The sequence below is a fragment of the Actinoplanes sp. NPDC051388 genome (assembly GCF_055586225.1).
Genome location: NZ_JBVJIP010000003.1, coordinates 270,462 through 290,182, shown reverse-complemented (window position 1 = coordinate 290,182; position 19,721 = coordinate 270,462). Strand labels below are relative to the sequence as shown.

Here is a 19,721-nt window from a genome sequence, read left to right as displayed (position 1 = left end):
GCCCGGCTCGTAGGTAGTGCATGAGCGACGCAGAGATCAGGGCCGCGGTGGCGGCGGAACGACGTGACCTGGCGGAAGTGCTCGGCGGGTTGCGGCCGGAGCAGTGGGACGCGCCGACGCTGTGTGCGGGCTGGCGGGTGCGCGAGGTGGTCGCGCACACCACCATGCCGTTCCGGACGTCCCTGCCGCGCACGATGGTCGAGCTGCTCAGGGCGCGCGGCGACGTCAACCGGATGGCCGACCGGTGCGCCCGCCGGGACGCCGCGCGGATCGACGCCGCCGGGCTGCTCGCCTCGCTGCGGGACAACGCCGAGCATCCGTGGACTCCGCCGGGCGGCGGGCCGGGCGGGGCACTCTCGCACGACGTCATCCACGGGCTGGACATCACCGTCGGGCTCGGCCTGGACCGGCTGGTGCCCGTCGAGCGGGTGGCGATGGTGTTCGACGGGATGCGGCCGCACAACATCAAGTTCTTCGGCACCGACCTGACCGGCGTGCGGTTGACGGCCACCGACCTGGACTGGCAGCACGGCGACGGGAAGCCGGTGGAGGGCCGGGCCCAGGATCTGCTGCTGGTGATCTGCGGCCGTCGCCTCCCGCTCGGTCACCTCACCGGCCCGGAGGCCGGCCGGTTCAGCCGGTGAAGGCGAGGGTGGCGAAGCTCGTCGAGGACCGCGGTCACCGCGGTCTGGTCGCTCAGGCGGCTGCGGACGCCCGCCACGATGCGGCGCGGGACGGACGGGCGCAGCGTGCGGGTCACCACGTCGAAGCGGTCGTCCACCGCAAGGCCGGGCAGCAGCGCCACCGACAGGCCGGCCTCCACGTGCTGCAACGTGATCAAGTAGTTGTTGAAACGGCACACCACCCGCGGCTCGAAGCCGGCCTCCCGACACAGCCGGGTCGCCAGCCCGGACATGTAGGAGCCGGTCTCGTCGAAGGTCCAGCGCTGATCCGCGCAGGTGGCCAGGTCGATCGTCTCGCCGCCGGCCAGCGGATGCGCCGCGGGCAGCACCAGCTCGATCGCGTCCGCGCCGATCGGCATCAGGTCGACGGCCGGGTCGAGCTCGGCGCCGGCGAAGTCGGTGGTCGTGACGATCACGTCGACATCGCCACGGCGCAGCGCCTGCATGCTCTCGTGCGGCTCGAGTTCAAAGATCACAACCTGCAGATCCGGGTACGCCCGGGAGAGCCGCGAAGCCGCCGGAACAGCGAGCGAATGCACCGCGCTCTGGAACACCGCCAGTGTCACCGTGCCGGCCGGCTCCTCCCCGAGCCCGCGCAGTTCCGCTTCGGCGGCATCCATCGAAGCCAGGATCTCGCGGGCACGCCTGGCCAGGATCACCCCGGCGGCGGTCAGCCGGACCCGCCGCCCGGTGCGCTCGAGAAGCCGGCTGCGGGTCTCCCGTTCCAGGACGCTGAGCTGCTGGGAGACCGCGGACGGGCTGAGGTTGCCGCGGGCCGCGACCGCCCGGACGGTGCCGTGGGCCTCCAGCTCGGCGAGCAGGCGCAGCCGCCACGGGTTCAGGGTCATGACCGGACTGTACGGCTGGGCTTAACAGCTGCGACAGATTTGTGAGATGGACGTGACGCTCCGGGCGTACCAGAGTCGGGGTTGTGAATGGCTTTTGGGAAGACGCGGAACGGCACCTGGTCCGATATTCGGGGGCGGGCGGATTCACCCCGGAGATCATCACGCGGGCGGAGGGCAGCTATCTCTGGACGGAGAGCGGGCGGCGGCTTCTGGACTTCACGTCCGGGCAGATGAGCGGCATCCTCGGGCACAGCCATCCGGAGGTGGTGGCCGCCGTGCAGCGGCAGGTGGCGACGCTGGATCACCTGTTCAGCGGCATGCTCAGCCGGCCGGTGGTGGACCTGGCGCGACGGCTGGCGGGGTCGGTGCCCGCGCCGCTGGAGAAGGTGCTGCTGCTGACCACCGGCGCGGAGTCGAACGAGGCGGCGATCCGGATGGCCAAGCTGGTCACCGGCCGGCACGAGATCGTGTCGTTCGCGCGTTCCTGGCACGGCATGACGCAGGCCGCGGCGAGCGCCACCTACAGCGCCGGGCGCAAGGGCTATGGACCGGCGACGCCGGGCAACTTCGCGATCCCGGTGCCGGTCGGGGAGATCGACTGGCAGCGGCAGCTGAACATGGCGTTCGAGCTGGTCGACGCACAGTCGGTGGGCAGCCTGGCGGCCTGCATCGTGGAGCCGATCCTCAGCTCGGGCGGCGTGATCGACCTGCCACCGGGCTATCTGGGCGCGCTGCGGGACAAGTGCCACGAGCGCGGCATGCTGCTGATCCTGGACGAGGCACAGACCGGTCTGTGCCGCACCGGCCAGTGGTACGCGTTCGAGCGCGACGGCGTGGTCCCGGACATCCTGACCCTCTCCAAGACGCTCGGCGCCGGCCTGCCGCTGGCCGCGGTGCTGACCTCCGCCGAGATCGAGGCGGCGGCGCACGAGCGGGGCTTCCTCTTCTATACGACGCACGTCTCCGACCCGCTGGTCGCGGCGGTCGGCAACACGGTGCTGGACGTGTTGGAACGCGAGAAGCTCGACTTGCGCGCGGCCGAATCGGGCGCCTTCCTGCAGGACGGGCTGCGCGCGCTGGCCGGCAAGCACGATGTGATCGCCGACGTCCGCGGCCGCGGCCTGCTGGTCGGCCTGGAGCTGATCTCCGACGAGATCGGCGCCGCGGTCACCCGCCGCTGCCTGGAGCTGGGCCTGCACATGAACGTGGTCCAGCTGCCCGGCATGGTCAGCGTCTTCCGCATCGCCCCGCCGCTGACCGCCACCCGGGAGGAGCTCTCCGAGGGCCTGGAGATCCTGGACCAGAGTATTAGCTCTAGCGAATATTAGCGTCCGCTTGTAGAGTGTGCCGCGTGAAGGATCTCATCTCAGAACTCGCGGAAACCCATCGTGCGGTGGCTCGGGACTCCTCCGATCTCGGGGAGATCGTGCGGGTCACCATGACGCGCACCTATGCCACCGGGCCGGCCGACCTGTGGGAGGCGCTGACCGATCCCGAGCGGATCGCAAGGTGGTTCATGCCGATCAGCGGGCAGCTCAAGGAGGGCGGCAGCTATCAGCTCGAGGGGAACGCGGGTGGCGACATCCTCGAGTGCTCGCCGCCGGTGCGGCTGCGGACCACGTTCGGCGGGGAGACCAGCATCGTGCGGCTCACGCTGGAGCCGCGCGGCGCGGACCGCACCGAGCTGACGCTCGAGCACACCGTGCCGGTGGCGATGGCGGGCAGCGTGGCGGGGGCACTCTTCGTCGGGCCCGGCTGGGACGGCGCGTTTCTCGGACTGGGCCTCCACGTGGCCGGCGAAGCGGTCGGCGACCCGCGCGAGGCGGCCAACCTGCCGGAGACCATCGCCTTTTCGCGGGCCTCGATCGACCGGTGGACCGACGTGGTGCGGGCCGCGGGCGCCACCGCCGAGCAGACCGAGGGCGGGCGGCAGATGGCGCTGGCGCAGTTCGACCCTACGAACGCTGCGTGATCAGGTCTTCGGCCTCGGTCTGCTCGAACATGTAGGCGTGGAAGGCCTCGGCGATGGTCACTCCGTGGGCGGGCGCGTCGGTCACCACGATCGGGTCGCCCGCCCGCACCACGCCCGGCGTCACCACGCGCAGGTAGGCGCCGGTGCGGTTGGCCTGGGTGAAGCGCTTGACCCAGCGCGGCTCGTCCATGCGGGCCTGGAACGTGGCGCACGGGATGCGGCCGAAGGTCGGCGACAGCACCAGCTCGTCGCCGATGTGCCAGAGCTCGCCGAGCACCGCGCCGTTGACGTCCACACCGCTGGTGGTCAGGTTTTCCCCGAACATGCCGCCGGGCAGCGGGCGCCCGAGCTGCTGCTCCCACCAGTCGTAGTCCTCCCGGGCATAGGCATAGACCGCCTGGTCGTCGCCGCCGTGGTGGGCCACGTCGAAGATCTGGTCGCCGACCAGGCCGCTGTGCAGGCCGGTGGTCTTGGGGCCGGGCGCGCGCACCTCGACCGGATGATCGACCGGCCGCTTGACGATGCCGGTGATGCCGACGTGTTTCGCCGTGCTGCGGGTCGGCACCGCGATGTTGACAGTCAGGACCACACCACTCATGACACGAACTCCAGCACACTTCGGTCTTCGACGGGGCGGTAGCCCAGCCGCTGGTAGAGCGCATTGCTGGTGGCGTTGGCCCGATCGGTGAACAGCACCACGTCGTCGGCGCCGGCCCGCAACGCCGCCCGGGTCACCGCGACCGTGGCCGCTCCCCCGAAACCGCGCCCGCGCTCGGCCGGCGGGGTGTAGACCGCGATCACCCGCACCATGCCCGCCTCGGGGCGGGTCATCCCGGCCAGCGAGACCGGCCGGCCATCGACCTCCCAGAGCGTCAGCCCGCCATAGGACAGCTTGTCGTCGACCATCTCGGAGGAGTCGCGCCGCTCGCCGATCTCGACGTGGAACGCGTCCAGCCAGTCGATCAGGAGATCGCGGTCGGCCGCGCCCGCCACCCGCGCCGCACCCGGCGGCGGCGTCGGCGGGGTCAGCTCGGCGAGGCGGTAGAGCCGGGTCTGCATGCCGGGCCGGGTGGGCCGGCCCCAGGCGGCGGCGAACTCCTCGGCGTCCGCGACCAATCCGTTGACCGCGGGCAACGCGTGGCCCGCCAGTCGCTCGGCCAGCGCCGGCACGGCGCCCTCGGGCAGCGCGGTGAGCAGCAACGGATGCGGCGGCGTGCGCAGGAAGGCGCCGCGAACCTTGCCGTCGGCGGCCGCCCACCAGCCGAAGATCGGGTCCTCCGGGCCGAAGTGGTGCACGCCCCGGATCCGCAGGGTCTCCGCGAGCGTCAGCGGAATGGTGTTCTCCACCGGGCTGGACCGGAGGAACTCACCCGCCTGATCGATGAAGTCGCGAACGTCACCGGAGATGTGCCAGCTCATGCCGTCAGCCTCGTCGCCGCCGGCCCGAAAAGCACGTGATTTACCAGGCCTTCATCAACCGGGTCAGGGAGTCCTGCCGGGTGGCCGGGTCGAAGACCGTGCCGGCCAGCATCAGCTCGTCGGCGCCGGTGCGCTCGACCAGCTCGTCGAGCCCGGCCACCACCTCCTCGGCGGTGCCCGCGTATTGCGTGCCGGGCAGCTGATCGAGCACCGCACGGTCCACTTCGGACAATTCACGGGTGGCGGCGGCCTCGGGCGACACGATCGGGCCGAGCCGGCCGGTGCGCAGGCTGAGCGCCATGACGCGGCTCGGGCCGGCCTGGAACTGCGCCTCCTCGGTGGTCTCCGCGACGATCACCGAGGCGCTGACCATGGCGTGCGGCTCGGCCAGCCGCGGCGACGGCCGGAAACCCTCGCGATAGAGCCGCAGGGCGGTGTCCACATCGGAGGTCATCGCGAAGTGATATGCGTAACAGAACGGCAGGCCTAGCGCCGCGGCCACCTGCGCGCCATAGGTGCTCGACCCCAACATCCAAACCTCGGGGTACGACGTGGGCGCCGGCGTGGCCCGCAGGCGCAGGTCCTCGCCCTCGCCGCCGAGCAGCGCCAGCACGGTCTGCAGGTGCTCGGGGAACTGCTCGACCGTCAGGTAGGGCGAGACGCCGCGCAGGGCCGCCGCGGTGGCCTGGTCGGTGCCCGGTGCGCGGCCGATGCCCAGGTCGACCCGGCCCGGGAAGAGCGCCTCCAGCAGCGCGAACTGCTCGGACACCACGAACGGCATGTGGTTGGGCAGCATCACGCCGCCCGAGCCGACCCGGATGCGCCGGGTCTGCGCGGCGACGGCGGCGATCAGGGTGGGCGGCGAGGTGGACGCCACCGCGGGCATGTTGTGGTGCTCGGCGACCCAGAAGCGGGCGTACCCCAGATCGTCTGCGGTCTTGGCGATCTCGACCGTGCCGTGCAGGGCGTCGGTGCTGGTGTGCCCCTCGCGAACGGTGGCCAGATCAAGGACGGACAGTGGCACGCGTGGCATCGTTCGAACGTACACCCGCCCTGGTCAGCGCCGCCGGTTGCGCCTTGCGGCCTGGACGCCGACGGTGGTCGCGGCGAGCGCGGCGCCGGGCAGCGCCAGCCAGATCGGCCAGAAATAGAGATCACCGTCAGCGGTCGCCGCGACGATCATCCAGGTCACGATGTTGATCGCCAGCACCGAGCCGTAGATGGTCCAGAGCACGATCAGCGCCATCGGCAGCTTGCGGGCCTCGCGGCGGGCGTCGGCCAGGCGGCGGGCCTCGAGGTCGGCGGCGCTCATGCCGGGCATCGGGATGTCGAAGACCAGCGGCTGCAGATCCGCATAGGTCGCCGCCGAATAGGCCAGTTTCACCCGGTCGTCGTACTCGTGCAGGGACAGCCGGCCCTCGTCGAGGGCGGATTTGAGCCGCTCGGCGATGACGTGCCGGTCGGCGTCCGACGCGCGCATCCGCGCCGGATCCTTCTGGCCCCCGGACTTGGCGACTTCCTTGGCCATCGGACACTCCCCTTTGCACGCCCCGCATTGCGGGATCAGGCTATACCGATGACGCCCCGTTACGAGGACCTGCTGCCCGACCTGCGCGCTGCCTACGACGGCGCCGCCGCGGAGCGCGACGGCATGGAGAAGGACCAGTTCAAGCTCGACGAGCGGGACGCGTTTCTGGGCCGGCTGCGGGTCGCCGGCGCGCGGTCGCTGCTGGAGATCGGCGCCGGCACCGGGCAGGACAGCGTGTTCTTCCAGGACGAGGGCCTGGCGGTGACCGCGGTCGACCTGTCCGCCGAGATGGTCGCGCGGTGCCGGGCCAAGGGGGTCGACGCGCATGTGCGGGACGTGATGCGGCTGGGCTTCGAGGCGGAGTCGTTCGACGCGGTGTGGACGCTGAACTGCCTGCTGCACGTGCCGAATGACGATCTGCCCGAGGTCCTGCTGCGGATCCGGGAGGTGTTGCGGCCGGGCGGGCTGATGTTCGTCGGCGTCTATGGCGGGGAGTCGGACGAGTTCATCCACGAACGCGACCACCACGAGCCGAAACGCTTCTTCTCGTCGCGCGGCGACCGGCAGCTCGTCGACTTCGCCGCCGCGGCCTTCGAGGTGCTCGACTTCCACGCCGTCGAGGCGGGCAGCATCCGTTTCCAGGCGCTGACCCTCGTCAAGCCCTTCAGGCCCTGGCCCTAGCCGGCCAGGGCCTCGCGGAGGCGGATGCCCGCCTGCTCGTCGGCCCGGGCGATCGGGCCGCGCGGCCAGCCCGCGACTACCGCGCCCAGGCCCAGCACGGCGCCGGCCGTCACGAACGCCCACGGCAACCCGCCCGGCCGGTCGACGATCCAGCCGGCCACCGCGCCGCCGAGCGCGCTGCCGCCGACCGACACGGTGACCACCCAGGTGAACGCCTCGTTGAGCTGCGCGGTCGGCGCGATGCGGCCGACCAGGCCGTTCTCCACGGTGAGCGCGGGCGCGATGGTGGTGCCGGCGAAGATCAGGCACACGCCCAGCGCGAGCGGCGTGGGCACCAGCGACAGCAGCGCGAAGGTCACGCCGACCAGCGCCAGCAGCCCGGCGAACTGCCGCGGCAGGGCCATCGCCGGTCGCCGGGTGCCGAACCAGACCCCGCCGATCGCGCTGCCCAGCCCCCAGATGCCGAGCAGCACACCGGCCATGCTGTCGCCGCCGCCGTGCTGTTCGGCATAGGCCGGCACGATCACGCCGGCCGCACCGAACGCGATGCCCAGCGCGAGCACGCAGGCCATCAGCGCGGGGAAGCCGGCGACGCGCAGCGGCCCGAGCCCCCGCGCGGCCTCGCCGGACTCGCGATGCGGCCGGCGCATCACCGGCAGCCGCGAGACCCAGAGCGTGCCGACCAGCGTGGTGACGGCGGCCGCGATCAACGCGGACTCCGGACCGCCGGTGATCACGATCAGGGCCGCCACCAGCATCGGCCCGATCACGAACACGAGCTCGAACAACGACGTCTCGGCGGCCAGCGCGGCCTGCCGCAACGCGTGCTGCTCGCCGCGGAAGTCGGTCATGTCGGTCCAGGCGCGGCGGATGGCGGCGGTGGACGGCGGGAAGGTGCCGCCGGCGAACGCGGACGCGGCGATGATCCAGGGCAGCGCGGCCTCGCCGCCGCGGCAGGCGATCAGCAGAGCGGCCAGCGCCACCGGGTGCAGGATCGCGGTGAGCAACAGCACCGGCCCCGACCCGATGCGGTCGGCGATGCGCCCGGCGAACGGGCTCAACACGGCGCCGGCCAGGGCGAAGACGCCACCGGCGAGACCGGCCGCGGCATAACGCCCGGTGGCCTCCTGCACCAGCAGGAGCAGGGCGAGCGGGGTCATGCCGATGCCCAGCCGGGCGACGATCCCGACGATCAGCAGGACGCGGGCTCCCGGCATTCGCCAGACGTCCACATACTGGCGCAGCACCGGAATCCCCTCCCCTGGTAACGACCCGACAACGCCCCTGACCGTAACGGCCAGGGGCGTCGTAACACATCAGAAATATGGGGTGGTGTAGCCGGAATCACCTTGTCCCGGTGATCGCCGCCAGCTGGTGCAGGCGCTGGATGCGCTCGGCCATCGGCGGGTGCGTCGAGAAGAGCGAGGCGATGCCGCCGCCGCGCAGCGGGTTGGCGATCATCAGGTGCGCCGCGCTGGTCAGCTGCCCCTGCGCGGGCAACGGCAGCTGCTGCGCGCCGTAGTGGATCTTCTGCAACGCGCTGGCCAGGGCCAGCGGGTCGCCGGTCAGGGTGGCGCCGGACGCGTCCGCCTGGAACTCGCGGTTCCGGCTGATCGCGAGCTGGATGATGCTCGCGGCCAGCGGGCCGAGGATCAGCATGAGCAGCAGCGACGCCGGGTTCGGGCCGTCCTCGTCGTCACCGCCGCCGAGCGGCAGGAAGATCGCCAGCTGGGCGATCATCGTCACGATGCCGGCCAGCGCCGCCGCCACGCTCGAGATCAGGATGTCCCGGTTGTAGACGTGCGACAGCTCGTGCCCGATCACGCCGCGCAGCTCGCGGTGGTCGAGGATCCGGGTGATCCCGACGGTCACCGCGACCGCGGCGTTGCGCGGATTGCGGCCGGTCGCGAACGCGTTCGGCTGCATCGAGGGCGAGACGTAGAGGCGCGGCATCGGCTGGCCGGCGTCGGTCGCCAGCTCCCGCACGATCTGATAAAGCGCCGGGAACTCGGCCTCGCTGACCGGCTGCGCGCGCATCGCCCGCAGCGCCAGCTTGTCGGAGAAGAAATAGCTGCCGGCGTTGATCGCCAGCGAGAGGAAGACGGCGAAGACCAGGCCGCCGCTGCCGCCGAGCCAGTAGCCCAGGCCCAGGATCATCGCGGTGAGCAGACCCAGCAGAGCGGCCGTCTTGAGGCCGTTGTGATGGCTGTGCACATGAACTCCTTCGGATGTGGGCCGGTGGGCCCGCACCTCTAGAGAACATCGCTCACCAGTGAATTCATCCGGAAGTAGTTGTGAGTTGGCTGTACGTAGTCGATCTATCCGATGGCGATGCCGGCCGCGGCGATGCCGGCCACGACCCGGGGGATCCGGATGCCCTCGTTCTTGCGGATCGGGGGTTTGCCGGCCACGGTCTGCGGGTGCCCGCCGCGGTGGTGCAGGGCGATGAGCGCGCCGGCCGCGTCCACCACCGGAGAACCGGACGAGCCCACCGCCGTGTCCGTCAGGTAGTGCACCACCCGGTCGTCCACGTGCGAAACCTGATTGCGGACGAAGCCGATCCGTTTGCGGGCGCCGTACGGGTGCTGGATCACGTAGGCCGCGCTGTTCAGCTCCGGCGTGGTGGCGGCGGACAGGGACAGCACCGGCCAGTCGTCCTTCAGCGGGTCGAGGGTGCGCAGCAGCAGCCAGTCGTCCGCGAGGTCGCCGGCCACCAGCGCGGCGTCGCAGCGCACCGGGGTGCCGGCCAGCAGGGCGCCCCGCTCGTCCTCGTCGAAGCCGAACTCGGCGTTGACGGTGGTCGCGACGGCGCCGTCGTCGCGCCGGTGCAGCACGTGCCAGTTGGTCAGCAACAGGTCCGGCGCGACCCGGAACGCGGTGCCGAACTGCTCGCCGGAACCGCCGAAGCCGACGGTCAGCTTGCACACTCCGGGCGCGAGGGCGACCAGACGCCGCAACGTGCCGATCAGGCCGGGCAGGCGGCCCGCGGCCAGGGTCAGGTCGTCGCCGAACAGCATCGCCTCGGGTTCGCTGACCGTGTCGTCGTCCCGCAGGAAGGTGGCGGTGCCGTCGGCGGATCGTGGCTCGGCGGAGACGGTGATCCGGCGGTCGGCGAGGAGGTCTTCGAGGAAGGCTCGGGCCGGGTGGTCGCTCGCCAGCATGGCCAGCGCTTCCTGCACGAGTTGACGCAGGCGGCGGGCAGTGGAGGCCTGCTGCAGGATGTCCTTCCAGAGGAACAGGACGGGCTGCTGGTGCACGATCAGGTTGGTGTTGATGTGCGCGCGGGCGGCCACCAGCAGGGCGCCCTGGACGGTGGGCTGGAGGTCGACGAGAGTGTCGTGGAGTTGCTGGGCGGCGTCCTCGTGGAACGGGTAGGACGGCGCGTCGAAGATGCTCATGGGCGTTCGTCCTTGAGGGTTTCCGGGATGCCCAGCTCGATGCGGGTCAACAGGTGCAGCGGCTCGGGCGGCGTCAGGTAGTGGAAGAGGTCGGTGAGCACGTCGCGCCCCTTCTTCGTGCGACGACCCAGCCGGCGCTCCTCGCGAGCCATGGTCGACGTCTGCCGGACCGTCGGCGGCAGATAGGAGGCCAGCCCGGCCATCTGGGTCATGTCCTTGAGCGTGCGTCCACTGGGGAGGCTCAACGGCTGCCCGTGGAAGACGCAGAGGGCGCGCGCGGCGCTCAGCACCAGCGAACCCTCGCCCGCCCGGGTCGCCGTGTCGAGGTCCGCGAGGAACGAGTCCCGGACCGCGAGCGACCAGCGCCAGGTCGCGCGGACCGCCAGGTCGAAGCCGAGTTCGATGTCCGGCGACGAGCCGCCGGCCAGCACGTCCTCGGGCCGCAGCCCCACCTCCCGCGCGGTCCAGGCCGGGCGGGTCTGCGCGCCGATGGTCAGCCGCGGATCGTCGGTGCGGGTCCGATAGAGCCGCTCGTCCAGCAGCCGCGTCAGGAAGTCGGCGCGCTCCGCGGTGACGGGCACCGTGTGGCGCAACGATTCCAGGCTGTGGCCGACCTCGCCCTCGAGCGCGACGGAGAGCGACGGCAGCAGCACGTCGCCCGGCAACAACACCCGGCGCAGGGCGTCGCCGAGCCCGCCGTACCGGGCGGCGATCAACGCCTCGGTCAGCAGTTCCTCGTCGTCCAGGTCGACGGTCAGCCGGATCCGCGCCGCCCGCACCGCCAGGGCCGCGTCCGGCGGGTCCCCCTTCTGCTGCCACCCGGACGGGCTGTCCAGAGGGGACAGCAGCTCCTCGGCGGTGCGCGGGTCGCCGTCCTGCGCGGCGAGCCAGGCCGCCAGCACGCGCCCGGACCGGCGCCGCGGCCGGCCGATGATCGCGCGGGCGCCGACCACGTCCCCGTGCAGCTGCCAGCGCAGCCACGCGTCGTACTCGAGCAGCGGGCTGTCCGGTGACCGCTCGATCCGGGACGCCAGCAGGGCCGCGGCCGCCGGCAGGTTGTCGCGTTTCACGAGATGGCGCACCTCGGCGTACATCTCGGGCTCCCAGACCTCGGCCACCACCGCGGTGTCGCCGGTGCGATCGCGCAACCACGCACGGGCCCGCGGGTGTTGCTCCGGAATCTCCTCCTCCGCCTGCAGCAGCAGGCTTGCGCAGCTGTTCTCCCAGGCCGCCTCCGCGCCGGTGACGTCGCCGAGTCGCAGCAGGTGATAGACGTGCTCGGCGGCTTCGACCGGAGTCGGGGCGCCGTGCGAGGAATACCAGGCGACCGCGCGGGTGTCGATCTCGCGGACCCGATCGGGGTCCTCCCGCTCCAGCAGGCGCAGCGTCGCCGTGCGCACCTCCGGGCGCATCCGCAGCGAGACCTCCGCGACCGGCATCGCGTCCGGGGCCTTTCCCTCGGCCACCGTCAGCTCGCGCGCCAGCTGTTCCAGCACGGTCTCCGGGCTGCGCCGGGCCGGCATGCGATCGCCGAGCACCTCGGCCAGCATCGGCGCGGTCAGCCGCCGCAACACCAGCGCGTCGTGCGCCAGCGGCCGCAGCGAAAGGTCCACCACGCGGTCGAGAATGCGCTGGTAGAGGTAGCCCTCGACGAGTTGGTGCGGAATGTCCGCGACGTCGCCGCCGGCGTCGATCAGGCGGGCCGCGAGCTTGAGGATGAGCGGCACGCCGTCCGCGGTCGCCAGCACGGCGGTGAGGGTCGCCGGGTCGGTCACGCCCTGGTCGCGCAGCCAGGCCTCGGCCGCCGGCGGTGCCAGGCCGGGCAGCGTGAGCCGCTCGGCCAGGTGCCCGCCGAGGGCCAATCCGGGTACGTCCGCCCGCCCGCTCACCACCACATGCAACGCCGGGCGGGCGCCGAGCAGCTGGGTCAGCACCGTCCAGATCTCCTCGTGGCGCGGCGCGTGCTGGGCGATCTCGAAGCCGTCCAGCACCAGCAGCGGCGTCCGATCGCGCAGCGCCTCCAGCAGCGCGGCCAGCCCCTGCGCGGTCGGCGGCACCGGACCGGCCGCCGCGTCGAGTTGCACGGTGAGCTGTTCGGCGAGCGCGCTCAGCACCGAGTCCGCGTCGTCCGGCGCCAGGTCGGCCCGGTCGAAGTCGAGCCAGAGCAGCACCGTGCGGGGCGGCAGGCCGCGGGCGAACTCGGCGATGAGCGCCGACTTGCCGACCCCGCCGACACCGGTGATCAGCAGCGGGCCCGAGCCGGGATCGGCGTGCCAGCGGCGCATCCGGGTCAATTCGGACGCCCGCCCCCAGAGCCGCGGGCCGATCATCGCGTGCAACCGGCTGCGGACGCGGCGGCCGGCCAGCTCGCGGTGCACGTCGGCCGGGCTGGGCAGGTCCGGCACCGCGCCGGCGAACCAGCCGACCGCCTGCAGCCAGAACGGCAGCTCCTCCTCGTCGACCGCGGCCAGGTCGAACGGCGGCCCGGCCACGATCCGGTCGATGGCGCGCTGCCCGGGGTGGCGATCCACGCCGTTCGGCACCGATGCGGCCGGCGGCAGCGGCGCGGCCGCTTTGATCAGGTTGCGGCGCTCGTCGGGCAGCATCGACCAGGTCGTCGCGTCGGGGTCGCTGACCAGCGGGCGCAGCGTTTCGCGTTCCCGCCCGGAGCAGCCTCTCGGGTCGAAGTTCCAGCGCAGGGCGAAGCGCAGCAGCGACTCCCCGGCCAGCGGATCGGACGGCTGCGACTCGACCGGGCCGAGCTCCGCGAGCCGGTGCGGCACCGCGATCTCCGGCCAGAACGGGGTGCCGTGCAACTCGTCCAGCAGGGTGGCGATCGGGACCGCCTCGTTGTAGCCGTCCGGGTTGCTTCGCACGTGCATGCCGACGAGCTTCATGGTGTCGGCGCTGACCACCGGGGCGCCGCCGGAGCCGACGTCGGTGCCCGCGTCGTGCCGCAGCAGCGGGGACTCGCCGGCCTCGAGCACCTGGCCGAGGCTGAGCTCGGCGCGGTGCTGACCGCGGGGGTGGTGCAGCACGAGCAGTTGCCGGCCGGGCGTCGGGGCACTGAGGTCAAGCGCGAGCGGGTCCACCGGCAGGTCGCCGGCCAGCCGCAGCAGTGCCGGGCGCAGCGTTTGATCGGACGCCGGCGTGTAGACCACCTCGGCGGGTGCGGTGGCGGCGCCGTCGGCCGCCCCGCAGGCGATGCGCTGTGGCTCGGTGCCGGTGCTCAGGGCGTACCCGGGAATGACCACCAGGCCGGGCGCGATCACCCAGCCGGTGCAGAAGCTCGCGCCGAGGTCGACCCAGACCAGCGATCGCTCCAGCGATTGCAGCCCGGCGATGAAATCGCCGAGCGGATAGGTTCCGGCCCGCAGGATCATGGGGTTCCTCCGGCCAGCGTGCGGAGCCGGGACATCAGGGCCTGTTGGATCGACCGCAGCCGTTCCTCCGCGGGCACGTCCGCGGCGGCCGCGATCACCTGCTCGGCCCAGCTCTTCACGGTCTCGGCCGGCGCGTCCTCGTTGCGATCGGACAGCCGCTCGCGCAACACCTTGACGACCGCGTCGGTGTCGACCTTGTCGCGGTCCGGCCGGTCCTCGCGCCACAGATCGGTGTCCCAGCGGGTCGGCACCTTCCCGTCCGGATAGTGGATCAGCATCAGCCGGAACCACCTGTTCATCGCCGGGTCCACCAGCTGCATCGCGAACGTGTCGAAGAACGCGCGGATCGGCGCGTCCATCAGGGGCGTGACGCCGTCCTCGCCCGGCCCCAGGTCGTCCACCGCGATCCACAGCGCCTTCTCCCGGCGGATCGCGGCCGCGCCCAGCGCGTTCGAGGCCTTGCGGTACCAGGCGTCCGGGGTGGAGTCCACCTTGGGAATCAGGTCCTTGGCGTCGAGCAGGCCGAAGAGCTTGTCCAGCACCTCCTCCACGGTGCCGACCGTGCCCTGCACCAGATAGGTCACCTCGGCACCCTGATCGCGGGCGACCTGCTCGAACAGGTGCCGGCTCCACGACTTTCCCGATCGCGGGCCGCCGCGGACCAGCAGCACCTTGGCCGACTCGAACTCGTCGGGACGGTCGGTCAGCAGGGTGATCTCGCGGCGCAGATCCTCGCGGTCGACGACCACCCGGCCGCCGTGGATGTGCCGCTCGACGGCCGGGCGCACCGCGAGCAGCGCCTTCGCCGCCTCCTGCACCGCCGGCAGCGAGTCCTGCGTCGTCAACTGCTCGAGGAACTTCGTCAGCGCACCGGCCCGGGCCACCATGTCGACGCCCTGCCGCCAGATCTCCAGAATGGTCAGGTTGTTCAGGTTCAGCGGGACCACGACGGCCATGGCGTTGCGGATCAGCAGGTCGATCTGCCCGGTCTGGCCGACGTCGCGGACCAGCACGTCGAAAAGGACCTTCGCCTCGTTGCGGTGGAAGGGGAAGGGGCACGGGCCGGCGAACGGAAACACGGTCAGCCCCGCACCGGAACGCCGATGGCACGCAACTGGTCGGCGGACGGCGCGACGGCGTGCGCCACGTTGTAGTCGGCGGTGGCGCCGGCGAAGTGCAGGCCGAACCCGCCCGGACCGTCGTCCAGCCAGCTCAGCACCGGCGAGCCGGAGTTGCCGCCGAGCGTGGTGGCGTCGTGGCCGAAGACCCACCGGCGCGGGTCCGAGTCGAACGTGCCGAGTGGACGGTGGGTGACGCCCGGAGCCAGCCGCTTCACGCCGTAGCGGTTGCCGAACAGGGTGGTGTTCACCCAGTTCCAGTCGACGCCCTCGTGCAGGCCGCCGGGATAGGCCGGCGGGGCCGGGAAGCCGATCACACAGAACGAGCCGAGGTTGCCGTCCGGCCCGGTGGGATCGGCGATCACCGGGATGGGCTTGATCGGCTGCGGGTCGCTCTCGGCGGTGCGCTCGATCCGGAGTACGGCGGCGTCCAGGCGCTCGTACCGGGAGCCGCCGCCGATCCCGGACCCGGTCGCCTCGACCACCCGATAACGGTTGGTGCGCGAGCGGCCGGACTCGCCGGCGAAGTCGATGAACACCGAGTCGAGGATCTTGAAGCCGTGCTCGGTCGGCTCGATCCGGTGCGGCAGCCGCTTCCAGATGCCGTCGATCACGTGCTGGTTGGTGAGCACCAGCCCGGCGTCCGCGTCCACCAGCCAGCCGGTGCCGAAGAAGCTGCGTGACGTCGCGCCGGTCGGTTCGATGCGCCCGATCGCGCTGATCGGGTCGCGCAACCGGTCCTGCGTGGTGCCCAGCGGGCCGGCCCAGTCACCGGCCAGCGGATGGTTCGCGTCCACCACGCCGTCGCGGATCAGCAGCGTGGGCCGGCTCCCGTCGGTGCGCACCACCGCCTCCAGCGCCAGCATGTCGTCCGCGCCGAGCGGCGCCCGCGGATCCTCGTCCAGCCGCCGCACCACCCGGTTGGTCGTGGTCAGCAGCAGGTCCAGGGCGCGCCGATAGTCACGCGGGTCGCCGATCTCGTCCGGCGGCCGTTCGTCCAGCCCGCCGGCCAGTGCCTGCTCGACCCGGGCGGTCACGTCGCCGGCGCCGGGCGTTGCCGTCGCGGCCTCCTCGTCGCTCACCGACTCCGGCGCCACGCCGCGTCGCTCGGCCAGCGATCGGGCCGCGACCAGCACCCGCAGTCGTTCCGCACGATCCGTCATGACTCCCCCACCTCCGGACCGAGGTCCTGGTCCAGGCCGAGCGCGTCGCGCAGGGCCGGGTTACGCACCGCGTTCGCCAGCGGCAGGCTGACCGTCGGCGCCTCCGGCTTCTCCGGCCGCGGCTCGACCACCGGCGTCCGGTTCATCAGCAGGGAGGTGGCCAGTTCCGCGCCGTAGCGCCGCCAGTCGATCGCGTCGTCGCTCGCGGCCCGCGCCCCGGCCACCTCGGCGACCAGCGAGGCCACCGAGACCGCGGCGGATTCCTGCGGGTCGGCGGGCGGCGGCACGGATTCGACGTCGCGACCCAGGTCGAGGTCGGCGGCCAGCAGCGCGGCCGCGTCCACGATGCCCGGACCCAGCTCCTGCGGAAACCAGGTGGCCGGCCGGCGCGAGGTGGCCTGCAGCAGCCGGCGGAACATCACCTGCACCGTCTCGCCCCGGGCCCGGGCCGCGCCGATCAGGTTGGCCCGGCCGTGGTGAGCCAGCCAGAGCGCGGCCACCCCGGCGGTCAGCGCCACCGCGAAGCTGGTGCCCTGCCCCTGCCCGGCGCCGCTGGGCACGCCCGCGCGCAGCACGTTCTGCGCGGGCGCCGCGATGTCCACCGCCGAGCCGCGGCACGAGCCCTTCCACATGCCGTCGCCGGAGTTGCTGCCGCCGACCGCCACGCACTCGTCGTAGCGAGCCGGCCAGACCACGGTACGCACGCAGTTCCCGGCCGCCGCCAGCACGATCACGTCCGCCGCCACGGCCCGGCGCAACGCCCGGTGCAGCGCGAACGACGGCACCCCGCCGAGGCTCATGGTGATCACGTGGGCGCCGTGCTGGACCGCCCAGTCGATGGCCTCGGCCACCGAGCCCTGGGTGATCCGGATGACGCTCTCGATGGCCCGGATCGGCATGTGCTGTGCCCGCGGGGCCGATCCGACGACGGTCGGCAGCTCCGGCGAGATCAGCACGCTCGCCGTGCCGGTGCCGTGCCCCTCGTTGCCGCCGGCCCTCGGGTCGGTCGGGTCGGCTCTGCCGGTGAGCGTGTTGAAGCCGCCGGCCCGGATCACGCCGGCCAGCTCGGCGTGCTCGGTCACGCCGGTGTCCGGCTGCGCCACGATGACGCCGGCGCCGTGGCTGGGCCGTCCGTGCGCCACCGAGAACTGCCACGCCTGCGGGACGCGCATCTTGTCGAGCGCCCACCGCGGGTCGCCGTCGAGGTTGGGCTCGTGCGCCGCCCAGCAGCCGGGCGGGAAGTCCGAGCCGCTCTCCTCGACCGGCCCGTCCGCCGGTTCGTCCCGCTCCCAGAAGAACGGGGTGGGCAGGTCGGGCTCGACGGTGGGCAGCGCGAGCTCGTCGGCGAGCAGATAGCCCGCGGCGAAGGCGTCGGCCGGCTCGACGTGCTCCAGCGTGCGTCCGGGCAGCGTGACCACCAGCACGTCCGGATCGAGGACGGACAGCGGGGTGACCTCCGGTTCGAGGCCGGCGAGCGCCACGATGACCTCTGCCGCGACCACGACGGGGTCCTGTCCGGGGGCGGTCTCCAGCAGATAGCGGGCCGGCAGCTCGCCGGCGAGACGCGGTCTGGTCGCGGCGAGGACAGCCGCTGAGCCGGCCGGAGTCGTGGGATCCATGGTCGTTCCCTTCGCTGGGTGACCGGGAGTATCCACCTGACTGCGCAGCGAGTGGCGTCGGCTTTCTTACCGACGCCGCGGAAATGACGGATCGAGGGACCGCGCTGCCGGATCTACGTCATTGCCCCGCCCGAAGGGGTGAGTGAAGCTGAACGAGGAGGGCGGGAGGCGGTGCTATGGGAAACCCCGGCGGGTGGGAGTGGAGAAAGCAGTCCGCCCAGGCCGTGGCGCATGGCCTGATCAAGGCTTATTCGCCGGACGAGGCCGAGCTGCTCGCCCGCCATGTTTCCGCCGGCCTCGCTGACGACATCGATTTCCGCGGCAGCCGCCGCGACATCTGGACTCGCCTGCTCGACGCTGCCGCTCGCGCCGATGTGGATATCGCACTCCTTGAAAGCGTGCTCGGGGACGACGGCAAGGCGGCGTGCCACCAGGCGATCCTGGACTGGATGGAGGAGGAGGCAGTGCCGCCGCGGCGGCACCTGCGGGCCGTGCCGGATCCGACGGCCGCGTCCGACGCCGAATTCCCGCCCGAGCTGGTCGCGGCGGTCCAGCGCCTGAACCACGAGGTTGCGTGTCTCGGCCCCGACCCAACGCCGGTCGAGCTGGCCATCGCCCGGCCGCTCATCCGCGAACCACTCGACGACCTCGGCTGGCAGTTGGAGGTGTGGCGGCGGGACATCCCGGCCGCCGAGCTCGGCTATGACGAACGGGTGGCGACGATGCGGCTGAACCGGCGCATGGCCGAAGCACAGGCCCGCGCGGCGGAAGCACTCGCGGACGCCACGGCGGGCCGGCTGGCCGACGCCGCCGAGCAACTGGCCGCGTTGGTCCGGCGGCCCCGGTGACCGAGCTCTACAAGGCGGTCGTGGCGGCCGAGTCCGCACTGAGCGGAAGCCGGAGTGTGGTCAACGCGCTCGGCGGCGCGAGCCCGGCAGAGATCGCTGCCGACGTCAGCACGGCCGCCCCACCCCTGCAGGCCACGCTGCGCAAACTCGCTACCGAGGTGGACGCACGGCTCAACCGGGGACCCTCGCGCGATCTCGTCCCGGCACTGCAGCTCACTCGGACGGCCGTGGACGACGCCATCAGCGTCACCGTCGACCTGGTCTGGACGATGGGCACGATGACCAAGGGCGGAATCAGCCTGGCCGAGCAGCGCAAGGCGATCAAGTCGGTCGTGCCCGCCGCGCTGAAGTCCTACCGCGGGGTGCGGGCCGCCCTCACCAAGCTCAAACCACTGGTCGCGCCGCCGCGTGCAGCGCGCCGCCACCGCGGCGAGATCCGGGCCGACCTGCGCCGGGAAACCGGCTGAGAGGAGCCCGGGCAATGGTCGTCAGTGCAGGCAGAACTCGTTGCCCTCCGGGTCGCGCATGACGTGGGTGAGGGTCCCCGGTCGCTCTGGGTGTCGATCAACTGGGCGCCGACTGCGACCCCTCGCCATCGAGGTCAGGGCCACTCTGGGCTACAAATGGGGTTACTCAGGACCTTTGCTTTCGCTGCCGACGGCCTCGGTCACGCAGTCTCGGCGTCGCAGCCTGCGTAGTATCCATCGACGCCACATGAGGCGGCGGAATCCGAAGCGGTAGAGGACCGCGCGTTCCATGCGGGAGATGATCCGATTGATGCCACGGGGGCCGAAGTCGCCGAGGTTCATCCCGGCGCTCGTCTCGATGGGTGCTTCCTGCCAGGCCGCGCCGCAGGCCGGTCCGACCAGTGTGCTGATTTCGCGAAGACAGCCGTCGAAGACTTCGCTCATAGCCCGGTTTTCTGCGGCGATCCAGGCGTGGGATTCTGCGAGTTGTTCTTGCAGGGTATGTCCGCGGTCGGCTAGGGCGGTGAGGGTGGCGGGGTCGTCGCTGGCACTGCGGCGGATGCGGTATGGGTATTCGGCCCAGGCGACGAGGCT

20 protein-coding genes are annotated in these 19,721 nt (G+C 72.2%); 6 read left to right on the top strand and 14 right to left on the bottom strand.

Features of this window, described 5'->3' with window-relative positions:
- The first annotated feature begins 20 nt into the window (after nucleotides 1–20).
- Nucleotides 21–644, top strand: a complete 624-nt coding sequence (locus ACZ6TI_RS09705; RefSeq protein WP_465344582.1) for a maleylpyruvate isomerase family mycothiol-dependent enzyme — start codon at nucleotides 21–23, stop codon at nucleotides 642–644.
- Here the strand turns inward: ACZ6TI_RS09705 and ACZ6TI_RS09700 are convergent.
- Nucleotides 605–1,531, bottom strand: coding sequence for a LysR family transcriptional regulator (locus ACZ6TI_RS09700; RefSeq protein WP_465344581.1), 927 nt, complete (start codon nucleotides 1,529–1,531; stop codon nucleotides 605–607). The two genes, ACZ6TI_RS09705 and ACZ6TI_RS09700, sit on opposite strands and share 40 nt — an antisense overlap.
- 83 nt (nucleotides 1,532–1,614) lie before the next feature.
- Between ACZ6TI_RS09700 and ACZ6TI_RS09695 the strand changes: the two genes are divergently transcribed.
- Nucleotides 1,615–2,859, top strand: coding sequence for an aspartate aminotransferase family protein (locus ACZ6TI_RS09695; RefSeq protein ID WP_465344580.1), 1,245 nt, complete (start codon nucleotides 1,615–1,617; stop codon nucleotides 2,857–2,859).
- Between the two features lie 23 nt (nucleotides 2,860–2,882).
- Nucleotides 2,883–3,503 carry an SRPBCC family protein gene (locus tag ACZ6TI_RS09690; RefSeq protein ID WP_465344579.1) on the top strand — a complete coding sequence of 207 codons (621 nt, stop codon included), beginning with the start codon at nucleotides 2,883–2,885 and terminating at the stop codon, nucleotides 3,501–3,503.
- On the opposite strand, the gene ACZ6TI_RS09685 is transcribed toward ACZ6TI_RS09690, so the two are convergent.
- Genes ACZ6TI_RS09685 through ACZ6TI_RS09670 form a run of 4 tightly spaced genes read right to left on the bottom strand, consistent with a single transcriptional unit; the run spans nucleotide 3,487 to nucleotide 6,450 of the window.
- Entirely contained in the window at nucleotides 3,487–4,101 is a 615-nt protein-coding gene (locus tag ACZ6TI_RS09685) for an MOSC domain-containing protein (protein WP_465344578.1), read from the bottom strand. The genes ACZ6TI_RS09690 and ACZ6TI_RS09685 overlap by 17 nt on opposite strands.
- Nucleotides 4,098–4,922, bottom strand: coding sequence for a GNAT family N-acetyltransferase (locus ACZ6TI_RS09680; RefSeq protein WP_465344577.1), 825 nt, complete (start codon nucleotides 4,920–4,922; stop codon nucleotides 4,098–4,100). The genes ACZ6TI_RS09685 and ACZ6TI_RS09680 overlap by 4 nt, the downstream gene beginning before the upstream one ends.
- Before the next feature lie 40 nt (nucleotides 4,923–4,962).
- Nucleotides 4,963–5,955 carry an LLM class flavin-dependent oxidoreductase gene (locus tag ACZ6TI_RS09675; RefSeq protein WP_465344576.1) on the bottom strand — a complete coding sequence of 331 codons (993 nt, stop codon included), beginning with the start codon at nucleotides 5,953–5,955 and terminating at the stop codon, nucleotides 4,963–4,965.
- A gap of 24 nt (nucleotides 5,956–5,979) precedes the next feature.
- Nucleotides 5,980–6,450, bottom strand: coding sequence for a DUF1707 SHOCT-like domain-containing protein (locus tag ACZ6TI_RS09670; protein ID WP_465344575.1), 471 nt, complete (start codon nucleotides 6,448–6,450; stop codon nucleotides 5,980–5,982).
- A gap of 48 nt (nucleotides 6,451–6,498) precedes the next feature.
- On the opposite strand from ACZ6TI_RS09670, the gene ACZ6TI_RS09665 reads away from it, so the two are divergent.
- Nucleotides 6,499–7,131 carry a class I SAM-dependent methyltransferase gene (locus ACZ6TI_RS09665; protein WP_465344574.1) on the top strand — a complete coding sequence of 211 codons (633 nt, stop codon included), beginning with the start codon at nucleotides 6,499–6,501 and terminating at the stop codon, nucleotides 7,129–7,131.
- Here ACZ6TI_RS09665 and ACZ6TI_RS09660 read toward each other — a convergent pair.
- From ACZ6TI_RS09660 to ACZ6TI_RS09630, 7 genes are all read right to left on the bottom strand, one after another.
- A complete protein-coding gene (locus tag ACZ6TI_RS09660) occupies nucleotides 7,128–8,378 on the bottom strand; it encodes an MFS transporter (protein WP_465344573.1) in 1,251 nt (416 codons plus the stop codon). The two genes, ACZ6TI_RS09665 and ACZ6TI_RS09660, sit on opposite strands and share 4 nt — an antisense overlap.
- Nucleotides 8,379–8,475: 97 nt before the next feature.
- Nucleotides 8,476–9,345, bottom strand: a complete 870-nt coding sequence (gene htpX, locus ACZ6TI_RS09655; RefSeq protein ID WP_465344572.1) for a zinc metalloprotease HtpX — start codon at nucleotides 9,343–9,345, stop codon at nucleotides 8,476–8,478.
- A gap of 104 nt (nucleotides 9,346–9,449) precedes the next feature.
- Nucleotides 9,450–10,529: a trypsin-like serine peptidase gene (locus ACZ6TI_RS09650; protein ID WP_465344571.1), complete on the bottom strand. Its 1,080-nt coding sequence runs from the start codon at nucleotides 10,527–10,529 to the stop codon at nucleotides 9,450–9,452.
- Complete coding sequence (locus ACZ6TI_RS09645) at nucleotides 10,526–13,912, bottom strand: AAA family ATPase (RefSeq protein WP_465344570.1); 3,387 nt, start codon at nucleotides 13,910–13,912, stop codon at nucleotides 10,526–10,528. Before ACZ6TI_RS09645 ends, ACZ6TI_RS09650 begins: the two co-directional genes overlap by 4 nt.
- A complete protein-coding gene (locus ACZ6TI_RS09640; RefSeq protein WP_465344569.1) occupies nucleotides 13,909–14,991 on the bottom strand; it encodes a hypothetical protein in 1,083 nt (360 codons plus the stop codon). The genes ACZ6TI_RS09645 and ACZ6TI_RS09640 overlap by 4 nt, the downstream gene beginning before the upstream one ends.
- Before the next feature lie 2 nt (nucleotides 14,992–14,993).
- Complete coding sequence (locus tag ACZ6TI_RS09635) at nucleotides 14,994–16,193, bottom strand: trypsin-like peptidase domain-containing protein (protein ID WP_465344568.1); 1,200 nt, start codon at nucleotides 16,191–16,193, stop codon at nucleotides 14,994–14,996.
- Entirely contained in the window at nucleotides 16,190–17,812 is a 1,623-nt protein-coding gene (locus ACZ6TI_RS09630) for a S8 family peptidase (protein ID WP_465344567.1), read from the bottom strand. Before ACZ6TI_RS09630 ends, ACZ6TI_RS09635 begins: the two co-directional genes overlap by 4 nt.
- A 224-nt stretch (nucleotides 17,813–18,036) precedes the next feature.
- Here ACZ6TI_RS09630 and ACZ6TI_RS09625 point away from each other — a divergent pair, with 224 nt between their 5' ends.
- Both ACZ6TI_RS09625 and ACZ6TI_RS09620 read left to right on the top strand, forming a co-directional pair.
- Complete coding sequence (locus ACZ6TI_RS09625; RefSeq protein ID WP_465344566.1) at nucleotides 18,037–18,660, top strand: hypothetical protein; 624 nt, start codon at nucleotides 18,037–18,039, stop codon at nucleotides 18,658–18,660.
- Nucleotides 18,657–19,127: a hypothetical protein gene (locus ACZ6TI_RS09620; protein WP_465344565.1), complete on the top strand. Its 471-nt coding sequence runs from the start codon at nucleotides 18,657–18,659 to the stop codon at nucleotides 19,125–19,127. Before ACZ6TI_RS09625 ends, ACZ6TI_RS09620 begins: the two co-directional genes overlap by 4 nt.
- A gap of 21 nt (nucleotides 19,128–19,148) precedes the next feature.
- Here the strand turns inward: ACZ6TI_RS09620 and ACZ6TI_RS09615 are convergent, their stop codons facing one another.
- Together ACZ6TI_RS09615 and ACZ6TI_RS09610 are read right to left on the bottom strand one after the other, a co-directional pair.
- On the bottom strand, nucleotides 19,149–19,256 hold the full coding sequence (locus ACZ6TI_RS09615; protein ID WP_465344564.1) for a VOC family protein: 108 nt from the start codon (nucleotides 19,254–19,256) through the stop codon (nucleotides 19,149–19,151).
- A gap of 33 nt (nucleotides 19,257–19,289) precedes the next feature.
- Nucleotides 19,290–19,571: a hypothetical protein gene (locus ACZ6TI_RS09610; RefSeq protein ID WP_465344563.1), complete on the bottom strand. Its 282-nt coding sequence runs from the start codon at nucleotides 19,569–19,571 to the stop codon at nucleotides 19,290–19,292.
- Between the last annotated feature and the right edge of the window lie 150 nt (nucleotides 19,572–19,721).

Coding starts and splice junctions, on each gene's coding strand:
- ACZ6TI_RS09705 (WP_465344582.1), top strand. CDS start 21: ATGAGCGACGCAGAGATCAGGGCCGCGGTGGCGGCGGAACGACGTGAC.
- ACZ6TI_RS09700 (WP_465344581.1), bottom strand. CDS start 1,531: ATGACCCTGAACCCGTGGCGGCTGCGCCTGCTCGCCGAGCTGGAGGCC.
- ACZ6TI_RS09685 (WP_465344578.1), bottom strand. CDS start 4,101: ATGAGTGGTGTGGTCCTGACTGTCAACATCGCGGTGCCGACCCGCAGC.
- ACZ6TI_RS09680 (WP_465344577.1), bottom strand. CDS start 4,922: ATGAGCTGGCACATCTCCGGTGACGTTCGCGACTTCATCGATCAGGCG.
- ACZ6TI_RS09675 (WP_465344576.1), bottom strand. CDS start 5,955: ATGCCACGCGTGCCACTGTCCGTCCTTGATCTGGCCACCGTTCGCGAG.
- ACZ6TI_RS09670 (WP_465344575.1), bottom strand. CDS start 6,450: ATGGCCAAGGAAGTCGCCAAGTCCGGGGGCCAGAAGGATCCGGCGCGG.
- ACZ6TI_RS09665 (WP_465344574.1), top strand. CDS start 6,499: ATGACGCCCCGTTACGAGGACCTGCTGCCCGACCTGCGCGCTGCCTAC.
- ACZ6TI_RS09650 (WP_465344571.1), bottom strand. CDS start 10,529: ATGAGCATCTTCGACGCGCCGTCCTACCCGTTCCACGAGGACGCCGCC.
- ACZ6TI_RS09645 (WP_465344570.1), bottom strand. CDS start 13,912: ATGATCCTGCGGGCCGGAACCTATCCGCTCGGCGATTTCATCGCCGGG.
- ACZ6TI_RS09635 (WP_465344568.1), bottom strand. CDS start 16,193: ATGACGGATCGTGCGGAACGACTGCGGGTGCTGGTCGCGGCCCGATCG.
- ACZ6TI_RS09630 (WP_465344567.1), bottom strand. CDS start 17,812: ATGGATCCCACGACTCCGGCCGGCTCAGCGGCTGTCCTCGCCGCGACC.
- ACZ6TI_RS09615 (WP_465344564.1), bottom strand. CDS start 19,256: ATGGCGAGGGGTCGCAGTCGGCGCCCAGTTGATCGACACCCAGAGCGA.
- ACZ6TI_RS09610 (WP_465344563.1), bottom strand. CDS start 19,571: ATGAGCGAAGTCTTCGACGGCTGTCTTCGCGAAATCAGCACACTGGTC.